The sequence below is a fragment of the Stenotrophomonas sp. AB1(2024) genome, from assembly GCF_037482345.1.
Classification (GTDB): Bacteria; Pseudomonadota; Gammaproteobacteria; order Xanthomonadales; family Xanthomonadaceae; genus Stenotrophomonas.
The window spans coordinates 861,443-879,333 of record NZ_JBBHKO020000001.1; the positions used below are offsets into that span (position 1 = coordinate 861,443).

A 17,891-nucleotide genomic window follows, 5' to 3' on the forward strand; every position below is an offset into this window, starting at 1 on the left:
GGCGCTCCCTGCGTACATGGAACTCAACCGTGCCCCATCCCACCCCGACCCACCGGCCGCTGGCCACGCTCATCGCACTGGCGCTGTGCACTTCACTTTCGTTGCCCGCGTACGCAGCCGATGCCGATGCCATCGACTGCGAGATCGATCCCGACCACGCCTCGTGCAGTGACCAGGACGATGCATCGTCCAGCATGATGCCGTGGCTGCTGGGCGGTATCGCGCTCGCCGGTGGGGCCGCCGCCGCAGCCGGTGGCGGCGGTAGCGGTAGCGGCGGAAACAACGATCACGGCGGTGGCGGTGGCGGTGGCGGTCTGCCGCCGGGCTCCGAAGGCGGCCAATACGGCGGCAACCAGTTCCTGGCCGGCCCGGGCGGCGAGGTCAGCTGGGACCGCAACGTGGAAACCCGCGTGATCGGCGCGGCACGCAACGAAGGCAACCTGCGCATCAACGCCGGCACGCTCAACGTGCGCAATGAGGGTCACCTGCGCAACATCGGCACCCTGCGCATCGGCCAGGCGGCCAACCTGGTGGTGGAGAACGATGGCGACCTGGACAACCATGGCACGCTCGAACTTCACGGCCGGCTGCAGTTGCGCCGCGATGGCAGCCTGGAAAACCACGGCACCCTGCTGGCGCAGAACGCGACGATCCAGCTGGAAGGCGATGCGGACATCGAAAACCTCGGCGACATGCAGCTGCGCGATACGCTGGTCACCCTCGTCGGTGAAAGCGAATTCGACAACGGCGAACGCCGCCGCAACGCAACGCTCGGCATCCACGGCGGCGGCTTCGCGCTGGGCGGCATGGCGGAGTTCGAGAATCACGGCACCGTCAACGCCAGCGGCACGCTCAACCAGGGTGCACTGGTGCATGCCGTGACCGCACGGGTCGGCAACGAGCGCGACGTCATCGAAGCCTTCGACAACCATGGGCTGATCACGCTGCAGGACAATGCGCGCGTGCTGACCCTCATTGCCGACAGCCATGCCAGTGCGGGCATCAACCGCGCCGGCGCGCAGATCATCAGCCACGCCCACCGGCAATCGGCCCTGCATGGCGAAGGCGCGCAGGCCACCTTGATCAACCAGGGCACCCTGACCGTCACCGGTGATGGCGCGGTGGCGATGTCCGGCGCGCGCGGGGCCACGCTCATCAATGACGGTGTGATCAACCTGGGGGTAGCCGGCGGCAGCAACGGCCAGAACATGGTGGCCATGCAGTCCGATGGCTCGGCCACGCTCAACAACCGCCGCGGCGGGGTGATCAACATCCATGCCGACAACTCGCACGCCTTCCAGATGGGAGCCGGTGGCGGTGGCCGCCTGATCAACAACGGGCAGGTCAACGTGCATGGCAATGGCAGCGGCATGCACGCCGATCAGCCTACCCAGGATGCCGATCGCCCCGCCCCGGACCTGGGTTGGCAGGCGCCACGCGGCGTGTCGGGCTACACCGTGGGCACCAACGCCGACGGCAGCGCCGGGCAGATGGTGCTGCATGAGGGCGGTGAGCTGGTCGATGTCCGCGTCGATACCGGATTTACCCGCGGCACCGACGATTCACAGATCCGGCTCGAGGACGTCTTTGTCGGCGCCGAAGGCGGCGATGGAAACATCACCAGCGCCACGGTGGTATGGCAGGCGCAGGCCGAACGCGACGAGGCCGGCAACATCGACGTGGTGATGACCCGCAGCGACTATCGTCAGATCGCCGATGCCGGCACGCAGGCCGTCGCCGCCGCGCTGGAAGCGGGCTATGCCAACAACGCGCTGTACCACAGCCTGGAAGTGGCCAGCGCCACCGAGTTCAACCACGCGCTGCAGCAGCTGTCCGGCAGCGGCCTGGCGGCGGCGGGCATGCGCCTGACCGCCAACGGCGACGCATTCTGGTCGAGCCTGGCCCGCGCCACGCCGGGCAACGGCGCCCGCGTGGTGGCCTTCGGGCCGGGATCGGCCGCGGCCTCCGGCGTGCAGGGCACCGGCACCGGCATGCAGGTCGCGCTGGCAATGGGCGGCGGGCGGCAGTTGCAGCTGAGCACGGGCCTGCTGGGCTCGGATTTCTCCACCGATGGCGGCCAGACCCGCTCGCAGTCGCAGTTTGCCGGGGTCGGCATGGCACAGGCGCTGGGCGCGCTCACCCTGCAGCACACGCTGGGCAACGAGTGGCACCAGACCGATGGCCAGCGCCAGCTGCACTGGGGCAGCACGCGGGTGAGCGCGCACAGCCAGCGCGCACTGTCGCGCACCCGGCTGGGCAGCATGCTGAGCATGGAGCTGGCCGGCGCCGGACTGCGCTGGCAGCCGCGACTGGGCGCCACGGCGTACCACGTGCAGGAAGGTGCCTTCCATGAGTACGGCGCCGATGCGTTGGGACTTTCGGTTGGCGCGGGGACGCGCAGGGGTGTGCAGCTGGAGCTGGGCACCGCCTTCAGCGGTCGCCTGGGCAATGGTTGGACGCTGCGTGGCGATGCGGCGATGTTCGGGGCGGTGGCGTATCGCGCCAACGTGCGCAGTGCGACGCTGCACGGTGCAGGCGACTACGCGTTCACTGTGCCGGGGTTGGCGCCGTCGGGCCTGGATTACCGGGTGATGCTGGGGGCCGATTATCGCTATCTGCGTGCCGATTTTGGCGGCGCGGTGATGGCCGAACGGCTGATGGGGGTGCGGGATGTGCAGGCGCAGATGCAGGTGCGCATGGCGTTCTGATGCGGCCTGCGACGTAGCCGCGCGCAGCCGCGCAGGGCGTGGCTCTACCCCGGGGGGCAACGCCCCCCGGGGTGTCTCGGTTACGGTTGTGCCGGGGTCGAGGCAGAAGCGGCTTTCCCGCCCAGGCTGCGCGACAGGAACGCCAGCAGCTTGCCGTAGTACTCGCGACGGTGCGGGTCGGTGTAGAACCCGTGGCCCTCGTTGGGGTAATACAGCGATTCGACCGGCGTTCCGGCCTTGAGCAGCGCCGCTTCCATGCGCTTGGTGTGCTGGATCGGGGCACGCTCGTCTTCACCACCTGCGGCCAGAAACACCGGCACCTTGATGCGCTCGGCGAAGTTGACCGGCGACACTTCCGCCACCTGGGCGGGGCTGCCCAGCCACTCCTTGAGGTAGGTGCTGCCCGAGCCGCTGCGCTGCACGTCGCCCGTGGTATGCATCATCGGCAGGTCGTACACGCCAACGTAGCCGGCAGCGCATTTGTACAGGCCCGGCTCGCGGGCCGCCCCCACCATGGCCGCGTACGCGCCGTAACTGGCCCCGTAGATGCAGATCCGGGAGGCATCGGCGTGGCCCTGGGCGATCGCCCAGCGGGTGGCATCGGTAACGTCATCCTGCATCGCGCCGCCCCACTGCTGCGCGCCCGCGCTGCGGTAGGCACGGCCGAAGTTGCCCGAACCGCGGAAGTTGACCTGCAGCACCGCATAGCCGGCATCGGCCAGCATCTGCGCTTCCGTGTCGTAACTGCCGTCGTCGAACACCCCGAACGGGCCGCCATGCGGCACCACCACCATCGGCGGCCTGGCCCCGGCGGCGGCGGCGGCGGGTACGGTCAGGTAGCCATGCAGCTCCATGCCGTCGCGCGCCTTGAATGCGAAGGGCTGCACCTTGGCGTTGCGCTCCGGGTCGACCCAGCTGCTGCGGCTGATCAGGTGGTCGGCCGATTTGGCCACGGTATCGAAGATGTAGAAATCGCCGGGGTTGCGCCCCGACCAGGTCTGCACCAGCACCTCACGGCCATCGCGGGTGCTGGAGGTGATGAGCACCGCTTCACCGGCGAAGGCCGCTTCCAGGCTGCGGTACAGGCGCGCGTCGGCCGAGTTCTCATCGAAGAAGCGGGTGCGCGGCGTGTCACCGAAGTACAGCGCGCCGACCGGAACGCGGGTACCCGGCCGGTACAGCAGCTCTGCGGGGTCCACCACCGGATCGCGCAGCAGGGTGGTGCGCTTGTCGGTGGCCGGGTCCCAGGTCACGATCGCGTCCGGGCCATCGGCCTGCTGCACCTTCAGGTAGGCGGTCTTGCCGTCTTCGGAGAAACCGAGCGCGGTTTCGATGCGCTTGGACACGGCTTCGTCGTTGACCAGCTTCCAGTTGTCGCCGCTGGCCTCGCGGTAGTACAGCTTGTTGACGTTGTCGATGCCGGCGCCATGCGCAAAGCGGATCTGCCCGCTCGGGTCGCTGACGAAGCTGGCATTGCGTACCGGCGAGCGCGCCACGGTCTGGCGGCGGCCACTGGTGACGTCCAGACGGTCAACCCGGGTAAACGGGTCATTGGAGAACGGCCACACCGACACCAGCACATTGCGCTCTTCCTGCGGCATTGAATCGATCAGGAAGGCGGCCACCGCCTCGACTTTCTTCGGCTGGATCCGGGTGCCGGGGCCGTTGCCTTCCACGCGGTAGCCGACCAGCAGCTCGCCGCGGCCGCTCTTGGCGCTCATGGCGTACAGCTCGCCGGTGAGCTGCGGCTTGTCGAGCGAACCGAATTTCTCGGACAGGCCGATCAGGACGCGGTCATCGGTAACCCAGTAGAAACTGCTGGCATGGTTGTTGCGCGGCGGCACGAACGATCCGACCACCTTGCCCTCCCTGCGATCGAGGATGGCCAACGCGGTGCGGTCTTCCATCGGCACCGTGGCGGCGTAGTACTGCCCGCCCGGCGACAGTTTGATGTCGTTGAACGTATCGCGCTTGAGGTAGTGCTCCAGATCCAGGCCGGCAGCTGCCACCTGCCCCACCGGCGCGCACAGCGCTGCCACGACGGCCAGGGCCGCCCATTTCGAGTAACGCATCCCCTTCCCCCTAGTCCGGACACCTTGTCCGTGAACGCCGATTCTAGACAGATTGACCCGATTCATGTCATTTGCGACAGGAGGGGTCGCATTCGCCACGAAAAAAGAAAATGGCACCGCGAACGGTGCCATTTAGACGTGCATTGACGGAGAGAGAGAGAGAGATCAATGCATGCCGCGGAACGCCAGGCTCAGGGCCAGGAGGGACAGGATCACGGCGATGGTGCCGTCGAGGATCCGCCAGGTACGGGGTTTGGTGAACAACGGGGCCAGCAGGCGGGCACCGAGGCCCTGGGCGGTCAGCCACAGGCAGCTGGCGGTGACCACGCCGGCGGCGAAGGCCATGCGCGCATTGCCGAAGTTCTCGGCAATGGAGCCGATCACCATCATGTCCAGCCAGAAGTGCGGGTTGATCAGCGAAAAGCCGACCGCTGCGGTCAGCACGGCGCGGCGCGAGGTATTGTCGCCATCGTCCACCTGCATGCCGCCGCCGCCGGCCAGCGCGCGCCGCGCCGACTGCCAGGCATACCAGCTGAGGAAGGCCACGCCGCCCCACAGCACCACGGTGGTCAGCCACGGGAGCGCCTGGGTCAGGGTGCGCAGGCCGGCCACGCTGGCGAAGATGAAAACAGCGTCGATCGCCGCGCAGGTCGCCACGACCGGCACGATGTGCTTGCGCAGGATGCCCTGGCGCAGGATGAAGGCGCTCTGCGCCCCGACCACGGCGAACAGGCCGATGCCGGCTGCGGCACCACTGAGCCACGCGGCCAGACCGGGGCCGCCGGAAATGAAGGAGAACATGGGATACCACCTGTCTTGCGGGGGGCGGTGCCTCGCCAAGGCGTACAGCACCGGATGGCGCGTATTGTCGCGCCGCAACATGGAAAAGTAGAGCTAAACTTACTTAACCATCATTAGCGGAACTTAAGACGATGCGTATCGACCATGCCCAGCTCCGCGCCCTGGCGGCGGTGATCCGCGAAGGCAGTTTCGACCGCGCCGCGCAATCGCTCAACGTGACCGCTTCGGCGGTGTCGCAACGGGTCAAGGCGCTGGAGGACCGCGTCGGGCGCCTGCTGGTCAAGCGCTCATCCCCCGCCGTGGCCACGCCGGAAGGCCAGGTGCTGGTGCAGCTGGCCGAACAGACGGCCCTGCTGGAGCACGACGCGCTGCACCGGATGGGCATTGCCGATGAGGACCTGCCGCACGCGAGCATCCCGGTGGCGGTCAACCACGACAGCCTGGAAACCTGGTTCCCGGAAGCGGCCCTGAGTTTCGCGCGGCAGACCGGGACGACGCTGGACCTGCGCTCGGAAGACCAGGACCACACGGTGGCGCTGCTGCGCCAGGGCGCGGTGCTGGGTGCGGTGACCACGCTGGACGAACCCGTGCAGGGCTGCCAGATCCACGCGCTGGGCAGCATCCGCTATGCGGCCACGTGCACCCAGGCTTTCCACGACCGCTATTTCTCCAAGGGGGTGAACGCACAGTCGCTGGCGCAGGCGCCGGTACTGGTGTTCAACCGCAAGGACGACATGCAGGCGCGGTTCGCGCGGCGGCTTGCAGGCGATGACCTGCCGATGACCGCACCGACCTGGTGGATTCCGTCAACGCGGGCGTTCGTGCAGGCCAACGTCGGCGGGCTGGGCTGGACGATGAATCCACTGCCGCTGGTCAAGCGCCACCTGGACGCCGGGCGGCTGGTACTGATGAAGCCGCGTGCCTGGGAAGACGTGCCGCTGTACTGGCAGCACTGGAAAGGCGATGTGCAGACGATGGCGCTGCTGACCAGGGCGGTGCTGGCGGCATCGGCTACGTTGGTGCGCAAGCGGCGGTAACGTCAAAGGCCAACTGCCAACGCGGCGGCGGTTGGTCGGCTGCCAACGAAAAGCAGGTATTGCCAGGCTCCACGCCATGATGACGGCTCGGTCGTCAGGATCAGGCATCCACTGCGGGGAACGGCGATGGAATCGGATCCGGTCTATCTGCATATCCGGGTGGTGCTGAGCATCATCCTGGGCTTGAGCATCACCACGCTGGTGAAGGGGTTGGCGTCGATCATCGAGCACCCGGCCCGGCGTGGCGGGTGGTCGGGCATCCACCTGTGCTGGCTGTTGTGGACGCTGGTGTCGGTGGTGACGTTCTGGTGGTGGGAGTTCCGGCTGGCCGGGGTGCGGCAGTGGACGTTCGGGCTGTACCTGTTCGTGATCGCCTATTGCGCCAGCTGGTACATGCTGTGCGTACTGCTGCTGCCGGATGACCTGCGCGATTACGGAAGCTATGAGAAGTACCTGCTCGATCGGCGTGCCGCCTTCTTCGGGATGCTGGCGCTGGTGACCCTGCTGGACCTGGGCGACACCGCGATCAAGGGCCACAGCCGCTGGCAGATGCTGGGCGAAGCGTATCCGGTGCATACCGGAATCATGCTGGTGATTGCCGGAGTGGGCATTGCCAGCAGTTCGAGGCGGGTGCACCTGGGGCTGGCAATCGTGGCGCTGGTGTATCAGTGCGGCTATTTCCTCGCGGAATATTTCACGTTGAGGTCGGATTGATCGGCCCCGGACGATCAATGCGATGCTGCGTTGCATCAAATCCGTACCGTTTCGGGATAAAATCGAGCCCTGGATGCGCCAAGAGCTTGTTTCTTCACGCTTCTTCCACGAAGCGTCGTCATCCTGCCCTCATCTCCCCATATGAGATCTCCATGAAAAAGTTAGCGAAGGTCGTCCTCGGCCTGCTCGTGCTGTTGCTGATCGCAGCGGCCGTATTCCTGTACTGGCCCCTCCACCAGCGTTCGGTTCCGGCTGCGGGCAACGACAAGCCGGTCGACGTCGTGCTGGTCGGCGGCGGCATCATGAGCATCACCCTGGCCACCTTCCTGCAGGAACTGCAGCCAGACTGGAACATCCAGGTGTTCGAACGCCTGGACGGCGTGGCCCTGGAAAGTTCCGATGGCTGGAACAACGCCGGCACCGGGCATTCGGCCTTCGCCGAACTGAACTACACCCCCGAACTGCCCGACGGCAGCATCGAGACCAAGCGCGCGGTCAGCATCGCCGAGCAGTTCGAGATCTCGCGCCAGTTCTGGTCGCACCAGGTCAAGGAAGGCCGGCTGAGCCAGCCGTCCGATTTCATCAACCCCACCCCGCACATGAGCTTCGTGTGGGGCGATGACAACATCGCCTACCTGCACAAGCGCCAGCAGGCATTGGTGAAGAACCCGTTGTTCTACGGCATGCAGTACTCCGAGGACCCCGCGCAGATCAAGGCCTGGGCCCCGTTGCTGATGGAAGGCCGCGACCCCAGCCAGAAGGTGGCCGCCACCTGGATGCCGCTGGGCACCGACGTCAACTTCGGCGTCATCACCCGCCAGCTCACCGCCGGCCTGCAGCGCAACCCCAACTTCAGCCTGCACCTGGAACACGAAGTGCGTGCGCTGCGCCAGAACGACGACAGGACCTGGAATGTCACGGTCAAGGACCTCAACGCCGGTACCGAGTCCACGATCAAATCCCGCTTCGTCTTCATCGGCGCCGGTGGCGCCGCGCTCAAGCTGCTGCAGCTGTCCAGCATTCCCGAAGCGAAGAACTACGCCGGCTTCCCGGTCGGCGGCCAGTTCCTGGCGTTCAAGTCACCGACCATCGCCAGCCGCCACGGCGTGAAGGCCTATGGCATGGCCGAAACCGGCTCGCCGCCGATGTCGGTGCCGCATCTGGATTCACGCAAGCTCGATGGCAAGCCGGTGGTCCTGTTCGGGCCGTTCGCCCTGTACAGCACCAAGTTCCTCAAGCATGGCTCGTGGTTCGACCTGTACTCCTCGGTCAACCACAACAACGTGGCCGGCATGCTCGACGTGGGCGTGGAGAACCTGGACCTGGTGAAGTACCTGATGGGCCAGGCCCGCCTCAACGACGACGACCGCCAGGCCGAACTGGTCAAGTACTTCCCCAACGCCAAGCGCGAAGACTGGGAGCTGGTCACCGCCGGCCAGCGCGTGCAGATCATCAAGCACGACCCGGAAAAGGGCGCCGTGCTGCAGTTCGGCACCGAGATCGTGACCGACAAGGACCACACCCTGGCTGCCCTGCTCGGCGCCTCGCCGGGTGCTTCGACCTCCCCGCCGATCATGCTGGACCTGCTGAAGAAGGCCTTCCCCGAGCAGATGGCCGCTGGTTGGGAAGCCCGCCTGGCGCAGATCGTGCCGTCCTACGGGCGCAAGCTCAACGACAGCCCGGCCCTGACCAACGAGATCCGCCGCCAGACCAGCGACACCCTGCGCCTGCCGTACCTGGATGTGCCGGTGGAAACCAGCCCGGCGGTGATGCTGACCCCGCCGCCGGCTGCGCCGGTAGAGAAGCGCAACAAGGATGAGGAATTACAGGCGTTGTAGGCCTGCGGCGAAAAGCAGCGGGGCAGAGCCCCGCTCTACCAAAAACCGGCCGAAAGGCCGGTTTTTGCTTTCCAGACCGCCAACGGAATTTATCAGGGGGCGCGGGGCGGTAGGGGGTAGTGGGACTTTGAGCAGCATGGATGCTGCGATAAGCCCCATGGATGGGTTCACGCGTGTCCCGCTACCCCCTACCGCCCCGCACCCCCAGCTCGTAGCACAGGAAACGCCATGACCGGAGGTTGACGTTAAATATTTGTAATTAGAATGCGAACGATTTACATTTGCGTTCCGTTATGCACCCCCACCTGCCGCTGAGACCGCAAATGTCCTTCCGTTCCCTGCCCCCCGCTTCCGTCCGCCGCGCCCCGCTGGGCCTGGCCCTGCTCTCGGTACTGTCGCTGGCCTCGCCCCTGGCCCTGGCTGACACCCTCGATGCCGGCGGCAACGCCGACGCCAAGACCCTGGACCAGGTGAACGTCGTCGGGACCCAGCGCGCGCCATCCAGCACCACCCGCCTGCCGATCACCCTGCAGGAAACCCCGCAGTCCACCAGCGTCATCGGCCTGGACCGGCTGCAGGACGAATCGCTGTTCTCCATCAACGACGTCATGCGCAACATCACCGGCGTCAACGTGTCCTTCTACGACACCCAGCGCCCGCTGTACTACGCGCGCGGCTTCACCATCACCGATTTCCAGGTCGACAGCCTGCCCACCTACAGCGGCTCCACCAACCAGGAATACGACACCGCCTTCTACGATCGCATCGAAGTGATCCGCGGCGCCAACGGCCTGCTCAGCGGCGCCGGCATTCCCTCGGCCACCGTCAACCTGCTGCGCAAGCGCCCCGGCAAGGAGTTCGATGCCTCGTTCGCGATCAGCGCAGGCAGCTGGGACTTCCGCCGCATGGAAGCCGACGTCAACGCACCGCTGACCCGCGACGGCCGCTTCCGCAGCCGCGTCGTCGCCGCCTACACCGATCGCGAGCTGTATTACGACCGCTACAAAGAAGACAAGATGGCCGGCATGGCCGTGCTCGAAGGCGACCTGACCGATTCCACCACCGTCACCGTCGGCTACCAGCGCCAGGACAACAACCCGGTCGGCTCCACCTGGGGCACCGTGCCGTTCTTCAACAGCGACGGCACCTTCGCCCACCTCCCGCGCGAAACCAACATGGCCCCCAAGTGGAGCTACTGGCAGCGCGAAACCAGCACCGCCTTCGCCAACCTCGAACAGCGCTTCGGCGAAAACTGGCTGCTCAAACTCAACACCGCCTACACCCGCGGCAATGTCCAGAACGTGCGCGTCTACGGCAGCGGCTACCCCGATCCGGTCACCGGCGCCGGCACGTACCTGCTGGCCGGTGCCGGCGACGCCGAAGACACCCGCAAGGGCGCCGACCTGTTCCTGTCCGGCACCTTCCCCGCCTTCGGCCGCGAACACGACGTGGTTGTCGGCGGCAGCTGGTCCGACCTGGAAGCCACCACCTGGACGCTTACCCCGGTGGCCAACTGGCGCTACGACATCCCCGACATCCGCAACTGGAACGGCGACATTCCCGAACTGACCGCCAGCCGCACCGGCGCCCGCCGCATCGCCAGCACCCGGCAGAGCGGCGTGTACGCCTCCACCCGCCTGCGCCTGGCCGACCCGCTGTCGCTGATCGCCGGCGCGCGTCTGAGCCGCTGGGAAACCCTGACCCGCGCCTATGACGCCACCGGCACCTATACCGGCACCAGCGGCCAGTACAAAGTGACCGACGAGGTCACCCCTTATGTGGGGCTGGTCTACGACATCGTGCCGGATTTCTCGGTGTACGCCAGCTACACCGAGATCTTCAACCCGCAGAACTACAAGGACCGCAACGAGAACCTGCTCGCCCCGGTGGAAGGTTCCAACCTGGAAGCCGGCATCAAATCGCAGTGGTTCGACGGCAAGCTGACCGCCAACGCCGCCCTCTTCGAAGCCAGGCAGGACAACTACGCCGTACGCGACATGAGCCTGCCCGATGGCTCGCTCAGCGACGGCAGCTCGGCCTACGTCGGCGTCAACGGCACCAAGTCGCGCGGCTGGGAAATGGACATCAACGGCGAGATCCGCCCGGGCTGGACCGTCAATGCCGGCTACACCCACGTCAAGGTGACCCGCGCGGCCACCGACATGATCTACGCCAACCTCCCCGAGGATTTCCTGCAGCTCAACACCAGCGTGCGCCTGCCCGGTGTGCTGGACCGCCTGACCGTGGGCGGCGGGTTCTCCTGGCAGAGCGAAGTGGAGGGTTACAACATTCCCTACCCGCTGGGCGGCACCCGCACCGTGCGCCAGCCGGCCTACATGCTGGTCAACCTGCACGCCAACTACCGCATCAGCGACAGCTGGACCGCCACGCTGAGCGTGCGCAACGCGCTGGACAAGACCTATTGGGCCAACCTGGACTACAACAACTACGGCGAGCCGCGCTTCATTTCCGCGAGCCTGCGCTGGAGGTATTGATTCGTTGATCCGCGGTTTGCCGGGCAATATCCGGCGCGAAGGGCCCGCCGTTGGCGGGCCCTTTTTTGCAGCCTGCCCTTTTGCTGCATTGCGGGTTGCACAGGGTGCTGTAATTATGCCGTAATTACATCAACACCCCCGGGATGCCTCGTCATGACCCCCAGCTGGGATACCAAAGCCCTTGGCCGCCAGGCCCGCCTGGACCGCGCCGCTGCCTGGGCGCGCGGCCATGAGGTGGCTGCTGCCGACGTGATCGATCTGCTGCACGCGCTGCTGGAGCCTGGCGACAAGGTCTGCCTGGAAGGCAACAACCAGAAGCAGGCCGATTTCCTCGCCCAGTGCCTGGCCGATCTCGACCCGGCGCGGGTCCACGACCTGCACATGGTCCAGTCGGTGCTGTCGCTGCCCTCGCATCTGGATGTGTTCGAACGTGGTATCGCCTCGAAACTGGATTTCTCCTTCTCCGGCCCGCAGTCGGTGCGGCTGGCCAACCTGGTCGCCGACGGGCGCATCCAGATCGGCGCCATCCACACCTACCTGGAGCTGTTCGGCCGCTACTTCATCGACCTCACCCCGCGCGTGGCGCTGGTTGCCGCGCAGGCCGCCGACCGCCATGGCAACCTCTACACCGGCCCGAACACCGAAGACACCCCGGTGATCGTCGAGGCTACCGCGTTCGGCGGTGGCATCGTCATCGCCCAGGTCAACGAGATCGTCGACACCCTGCCCCGCGTCGACATCCCCGCCGACTGGGTCAACTTCGTGGTGCAGGCGCCGCGCCCGAACCACATCGAACCCCTGTTCACCCGCGACCCGGCGCAGATCTCCGAAATCCAGGTGCTGATGGCGATGATGGCCATCAAAGGCATTTACGCCGAATACGGGGTCAACCGGCTCAACCACGGCATCGGCTTCGATACCGCCGCCATTGAGCTGCTGCTGCCCACCTATGCCGAATCGCTCGGGCTGAAGGGAAAAATCTGCCAGCACTGGGCGCTCAATCCGCACCCGGCGCTGATCCCCGCGATCGAATCGGGCTTCGTCAAATCGGTGCACTCGTTCGGCTCGGAGCTGGGCATGGAGAAGTACATCGCCGCGCGCGGCGATGTGTTCTTCACCGGTGCCAACGGCTCGATGCGCTCCAACCGCGCCTTCTCGCAGACCGCCGGGCTGTATGCCTGCGACATGTTCATCGGCTCCACCCTCCAGATCGACCTGCAGGGCAACAGCTCCACCGCCACCCGCGACCGCATCGCCGGCTTCGGTGGCGCGCCCAACATGGGCTCGGATGCACGCGGCCGCCGCCATGCCAGCGACGCCTGGCTCAAGGCAGGCCGGCAAGCGGCGCGCCCGGGCGAAATGCCACGCGGGCGCAAGCTGGTGGTGCAGATGGTGGAAACCTTCCGCGAACACATGGCGCCGGCCTTCGTCGATCGCCTGGATGCGTGGGAACTGGCCGAACGCGCGGCCATGCCGCTGCCGCCTGTGATGATCTACGGCGACGACGTCAGCCACGTGCTCACCGAAGAGGGCATCGCCAACCTGCTGCTGTGCCGCACCCCGGAGGAACGCGAACAGGCGATCCGCGGCGTGGCCGGCTACACCGCCGTGGGCCTGGGCCGCGACCGCGCCATGGTCGAGAACCTGCGCGACCGAGGCGTGATCCAGCGCCCGGACGACCTGGGCATCCACCTCCGCGATGCCAGCCGCGACCTGCTCGCCGCGCGTTCGGTGAAAGACCTCGTCCGCTGGTCCGGTGGCCTGTACGACCCACCCAAGCGCTTCCGCAACTGGTAAGGGAACCTGCCATGGAAACCCTCGACTATCGATTCACCGGCACCCAGCCCGTGCGCTTCCCCACCGATGCGGTGCTGGTCGGCGTGCTGGCCTCGGGCAACCTGGAAGTCCTGCTGGAGCCGGCCGCGCTGGACGGCGCGATGGCGGTGCGCATCATCACCGCCGCGCGCGGCTTCGGCACGATCTGGGAAGCGGTGATCAGCGACTTCGCCCGCCGCCATCCGCTGCGCGATGTGCAGGTGTCGATCAACGACGCCGGTGCCACTCCGGCCGTGGTCAGCCTGCGCCTGGACCAGGCGGTGGAAACCCTGCGTGCGGGAGACAGCGCATGAGCGTTGCCCACCGCCACAGTTACTACGAAGCCGACGCCCGCGAACGCATCGCCGGCCTGCTCGATGCAGGCTCATTCAAGGAACTGCTCGGGCCAGCGCAGCGCGCCATCAGCCCGCACCTGGCCCAACTGGACCAGCCGGCCGCGTTCGACGATGGCATCGTGGTCGGCGAAGGCCAGCTGCGCGGCAGGCGCGTGCTGGTGGCTGCGCAGCAGGGCCAGTTCATGGGCGGCGGCGTGGGTGAAGTGCACGGCGCCAAACTCACCGGACTGTTGCAGCGCGCCGTGCAGACCCGGCCCGAGGGCGTGCTGCTGCTGCTCGATACCGGTGGCGTGCGCCTGCACGAAGCCAATGCCGGGCTGATCGCCATTTCCGAGATCATGCGCGCGGCGCTGGCCACACGCGCGGCAGGGGTGCCGGTGCTGGCCCTGATCGGCAGCGGCAACGGCGCGTTCGGTGGCATGGGCATCGTGGCGCGCTGCTGCACCACCGTGATCATGTCCGAGGAAGGCCGGCTGTCACTGTCCGGCCCGGAGGTGATCGAAACGGTGCGCGGCGTGGAAGAGTTCGACGCGCGCGACCGCGCGCTGGTCTGGCGGGTCACCGGTGGCAAGCACCGCTACCTGATCGACCAGGCCCAGGTGCTGGTACCCGATGCGATCGAGGCGTTCGCACAGGCCGCGTTCGATGCCCTGCAGCCGGATGCCGCCAGCACCGACACCGATATCGCACTGGCTTCACTGCAGGCTCGGCATGCAGCGCTCAAAGCGCGCGCACAGGCATGGGGCGATTGCCGCGATGGGTTGGACATCTGGGCGCGGCTCGGCATCGACGATCCGCAGCGGCTGCCGCTGCTCGATACCGACGACTTCCTGGCCGCCACGTCTGACCGGAGCCTGCCATGACCGCGCCGCTTGCCCCCCTGCTCGACGCGCTGTTCCCGCGCGGGCATGCCATCACCGTCAAGGATTCGGTGCTGACCGGCACAGCCACGACCGACGATGGCCAGGTGACCGTGATCGGCACCACCGACAAGATCGAGGTGGGCGTGGACCATGCGCTGGTGCTGGCCGGGACCGTGTTGGCCAGCACCGCGACGCACCCGCTGCGTCCAATCGTGATGCTGGTCGATACCGCCGGCCAACGGCTGGCGCGTCGCGATGAACTGCTGGGCATCAACGGTTACTTCGCCCACCTGGCGCAGACCCTTGATCTGGCCCGTCGCCGTGGCGCGCCCCTGGTCACACTGGTGTATGGCGAATCGGTCAGCGGTGGCTTCCTGTCGTTCGGTCTGATGGCCGACCACATCCATGCCTTGCCCGATGCGCAGGTGCGGGTGATGGACCTGCGCGCGATGGCGCGCGTGACCAAGCAGCCGCTGGAGAAACTGCAGGCGCTCAGCCAGAGCTCGCCGGTGTTCGCGCCGGGCGTGGAGAATTACGTCGCCATGGGCGCGGTGCAGTCGGTGTGGCACGGCGACCTGGCGCAGGCGTTGATGGACGCACTGCGCACGCCGGCCGAGGGCGACCGCCGCGCGCAGCGCGGTGCCGAACGCGGCGGCCGAACGCTGGCCGCGCGCGTGGCCGCACAGGTGGCCGCCGGCAATGCCTGAACGGCCCGCCCGCCACACGCTGGTCTGGCTGTCGGCGCACGCCGACTGGCGGGCCGACGTGGCCGCGCACGACGAACGCCTGGCGCAGTGGTTCGCGCGTGGCTGGCCAGCCGTTGTGGCGCGCCGCGCTGCCGATGATTCCGATCCCCGCATGCGTCTCGGTGTTCCCCTCCCCCCCGCCGAGGGCAAGCAGCGGCTGGGCGTGCGTGTACCGCTGGGCGACATCGTGCGCCAGCAGGCGCCGCTCGAACTGGCTGAAGTGCGGTTGCACGCGGGCGTACCCGCGGACTGGCAGGCTCCGCTGGAGGCGCTGGATCGGCTGGCGCCGGCGCGGGTGTTTGGTGCGTTCGCCTGGCAGGCAGTGACCGGCTTGGATTATGTACACGCGCGGTCGGATATCGACCTGCTGTGGGCGGTGGAGACCGCACAGCACGCCGATGTGCTGGTGGCCCGGTTGCACGGATGGGAGCTGCGCTTTGGGCGGCGCGTGGATGGTGAGCTGTGCCTGCCCGATGGTGGGGCGGTGAACTGGCGGGAGTATGGCGGCGGGTCGCGGCAGGTGTTGGTGAAGCGGGTGGACGGAGCCGGGTTGGCGTTGCGTGCTTCGCTGTTTGGGGTTGCCGGGTTGCCACGCAGGGCGTGGCACTACGGGGTCGCCCTTTGAACGCGGTCCTCCAGACCTTCCTGCCTTGCGTCGATTCGGCGCGGTTGGGGCGGCTGGCGGTAGGCTGCCTGCATGCGGAACTGGCAGTGGCGCCCAAGCCGGGGCTGGTGACGCCATTCGATCCGGGCAGCCATGACGACATGGATGCCGGCACGTTCCTGCGCAGCCTGTTCGCGTTGCGCCATTACTTCCGCGATATCGCGCTGGCCGGTGCCGACGATGCGCCCTTCGCCACGTTGCGCACGCTGGGCATTGAAGCCGAAGCGGCGATGTTGCGCGCTACCGGCGGGGTCAATACACACCGGGGGGCGATCTTCAGTCTTGGCCTGCTGGTGGCCGCCGCCGCGCGATGCCGGAGCAAAGGACAGCCGGTGTCTGGCGAGCAGGTCTGCCTGGCCGTGCGGGACTGGTCGGCGGACCTGCAGTCGGCACCACTGGATACAAACAGCCCGGGCCAGCGTGCACGTGCCCGGCATGGCATTGCCGGTGTGCGCGAACAGGCGGCCGCCGGCTACCCGGTGCTGCGCACGCTGGCGCTGCCGACCCTGCGCACTGCGCTGTCGGCCGGCCTTCCGCGCGAAGCCGCCCTGTCGCACACGCTGATGACGCTGGTGGCGGAACTGGATGACATCAATCTGCTGCACCGGGGCGGCGCTGAGGGCCTGCACTGGGCCCGCAACCAGGCGGCAGCCTTCATTGCCGGCGGCGGCGCATTCGCCGCCGACTGGCGCCTGCGTCTGCAGCAGCTGGGCAGTGCATTCGTCGCGCGCCGGCTCAGCCCGGGCGGCAGTGCCGACCTGCTGGCCTGCAGCGTCTTCCTGCTCCAGCAGGAGGTCGCATGAGCCTTGCCCTGCTCTGCCCCGGCCAGGGCGCGCAGCACCCGGCGATGTTCGACCGGGTGCGCGACAACGCGGCCGCCGGTGATGTCCTCGCGGCCGCCACCGAAGTGCTGGGCCAGGACGTGTTCGCTGCGGCACGCGCGGAGGAGCGCTTCGACAACACCCATGCGCAGCCGCTGCTGTGCGCCGCCAGCCTGGCGCACTGGCACGCGCTGCGCACTGAACTGCCGACGCCTGGCATGGTGGCCGGCTACAGCATCGGCGAGCTGGCGGCACATGCCATTGCCGGCAGTTTCGATACGCCGTCGTGCCTGGCCCTGTCGGTGCAGCGCGCGCAATGCATGGATGCAGCCAGCCCTGCAGGGGCCGGCATGCAGGCCGTGCTTGGACTGGATCGCGCGCGGGTGCAGGCGTTGTGCGCAGCACACGAGGCCCACATCGCCATCGCCAACGGCCATGACCATTTCATTCTGGGCGGTGCCCTGCCCGGCCTGCATGCGCTGGCCGGGCAGGCACGCGCGGCAGGCGCCGAGATCCGCCCTTTGCCGGTGCATGTGCCCTCGCACACCCCATTGCTGCAGGCGGCGGTTCACCCGTTCGCCGCTGCGCTGGAAGCGGTGGAGTGGCAACGACCGCAACTGCCAGTGCTGGCCGGCATCGACGCGCGCCTGGTGCGCGACCGCGCCGCCATGGTCCATACCCTGTCGGCACAGCTGGCGCAGGCCATCGAATGGGCGCAGCTGATGCGCCAGCTGTTCGAGCGCGGCGCGCGCGTGTTCCTGCAACTGGGCCCGGGCACCGCGCTGGCGCGCATGGTGGCCAGCGCCTACCCGTGCTGCGAAGTGCGCGCGGTTGAAGAATTCCAGCACCTGGACGGTGCGGCGGACTGGGTGCAACACGCACTCGGCCGCCTGCAATGAGCGGTCGGCTCCACCTGCAACACGCCACATCCCGGGGATGGCGGGTTTCCATCCGTGCGGTA

The 17,891-nt window shown here is 67.5% G+C and carries 14 protein-coding genes; 12 read left to right on the plus strand and 2 right to left on the minus strand.

Features of this window, described 5'->3' with window-relative positions:
* Window positions 1–29: 29 nt before the first annotated feature.
* Window positions 30–2,708: an autotransporter outer membrane beta-barrel domain-containing protein gene (locus WIX41_RS04010; protein WP_339445869.1), complete on the plus strand. Its 2,679-nt coding sequence runs from the start codon at window positions 30–32 to the stop codon at window positions 2,706–2,708.
* Between the two features lie 80 nt (window positions 2,709–2,788).
* Here the strand turns inward: WIX41_RS04010 and WIX41_RS04015 are convergent, their stop codons facing one another.
* Window positions 2,789–4,780, minus strand: a complete 1,992-nt coding sequence (locus WIX41_RS04015) for an alpha/beta hydrolase family protein (RefSeq protein WP_339445870.1) — start codon at window positions 4,778–4,780, stop codon at window positions 2,789–2,791.
* 165 nt (window positions 4,781–4,945) lie between these two features.
* The gene (locus WIX41_RS04020) at window positions 4,946–5,581 is read right to left on the minus strand and encodes a LysE/ArgO family amino acid transporter (RefSeq protein WP_339445871.1); all 636 of its coding nucleotides are present in this window, start codon (window positions 5,579–5,581) and stop codon (window positions 4,946–4,948) included.
* Window positions 5,582–5,712: 131 nt separating this feature from the next.
* Between WIX41_RS04020 and WIX41_RS04025 the strand changes: the two genes are divergently transcribed.
* The 11 genes from WIX41_RS04025 to mdcH all read left to right on the plus strand — a co-directional run bounded on the left by WIX41_RS04025 (window position 5,713) and on the right by mdcH (window position 17,829).
* On the plus strand, window positions 5,713–6,618 hold the full coding sequence (locus tag WIX41_RS04025) for a LysR family transcriptional regulator ArgP (protein WP_339445872.1): 906 nt from the start codon (window positions 5,713–5,715) through the stop codon (window positions 6,616–6,618).
* A gap of 126 nt (window positions 6,619–6,744) precedes the next feature.
* On the plus strand, window positions 6,745–7,332 hold the full coding sequence (locus WIX41_RS04030; RefSeq protein WP_339445873.1) for a hypothetical protein: 588 nt from the start codon (window positions 6,745–6,747) through the stop codon (window positions 7,330–7,332).
* Window positions 7,333–7,484: 152 nt separating this feature from the next.
* Complete coding sequence (gene mqo, locus WIX41_RS04035; protein WP_339445874.1) at window positions 7,485–9,170, plus strand: malate dehydrogenase (quinone); 1,686 nt, start codon at window positions 7,485–7,487, stop codon at window positions 9,168–9,170.
* Between the two features lie 323 nt (window positions 9,171–9,493).
* On the plus strand, window positions 9,494–11,665 hold the full coding sequence (locus WIX41_RS04040) for a TonB-dependent siderophore receptor (RefSeq protein ID WP_339445875.1): 2,172 nt from the start codon (window positions 9,494–9,496) through the stop codon (window positions 11,663–11,665).
* A gap of 153 nt (window positions 11,666–11,818) precedes the next feature.
* Window positions 11,819–13,462, plus strand: coding sequence for a malonate decarboxylase subunit alpha (gene mdcA / locus WIX41_RS04045; protein WP_339445876.1), 1,644 nt, complete (start codon window positions 11,819–11,821; stop codon window positions 13,460–13,462).
* Window positions 13,463–13,473: 11 nt separating this feature from the next.
* Window positions 13,474–13,794 (plus strand): malonate decarboxylase acyl carrier protein, encoded by a 321-nt coding sequence (mdcC, locus tag WIX41_RS04050; RefSeq protein ID WP_339445877.1) that lies wholly within the window; start codon window positions 13,474–13,476, stop codon window positions 13,792–13,794.
* Complete coding sequence (locus tag WIX41_RS04055; RefSeq protein WP_339445878.1) at window positions 13,791–14,699, plus strand: biotin-independent malonate decarboxylase subunit beta; 909 nt, start codon at window positions 13,791–13,793, stop codon at window positions 14,697–14,699. Before mdcC ends, WIX41_RS04055 begins: the two co-directional genes overlap by 4 nt.
* A complete protein-coding gene (mdcE, locus tag WIX41_RS04060; RefSeq protein WP_339445879.1) occupies window positions 14,696–15,406 on the plus strand; it encodes a biotin-independent malonate decarboxylase subunit gamma in 711 nt (236 codons plus the stop codon). Before WIX41_RS04055 ends, mdcE begins: the two co-directional genes overlap by 4 nt.
* Window positions 15,399–16,070, plus strand: coding sequence for a malonate decarboxylase holo-[acyl-carrier-protein] synthase (gene mdcG, locus WIX41_RS04065; protein WP_339445880.1), 672 nt, complete (start codon window positions 15,399–15,401; stop codon window positions 16,068–16,070). Before mdcE ends, mdcG begins: the two co-directional genes overlap by 8 nt.
* The gene (gene mdcB / locus WIX41_RS04070) at window positions 16,067–16,912 is read left to right on the plus strand and encodes a triphosphoribosyl-dephospho-CoA synthase MdcB (RefSeq protein ID WP_339445881.1); all 846 of its coding nucleotides are present in this window, start codon (window positions 16,067–16,069) and stop codon (window positions 16,910–16,912) included. Before mdcG ends, mdcB begins: the two co-directional genes overlap by 4 nt.
* The gene (gene mdcH, locus WIX41_RS04075) at window positions 16,909–17,829 is read left to right on the plus strand and encodes a malonate decarboxylase subunit epsilon (RefSeq protein ID WP_339445882.1); all 921 of its coding nucleotides are present in this window, start codon (window positions 16,909–16,911) and stop codon (window positions 17,827–17,829) included. Before mdcB ends, mdcH begins: the two co-directional genes overlap by 4 nt.
* Window positions 17,830–17,891 lie beyond the last annotated feature (62 nt).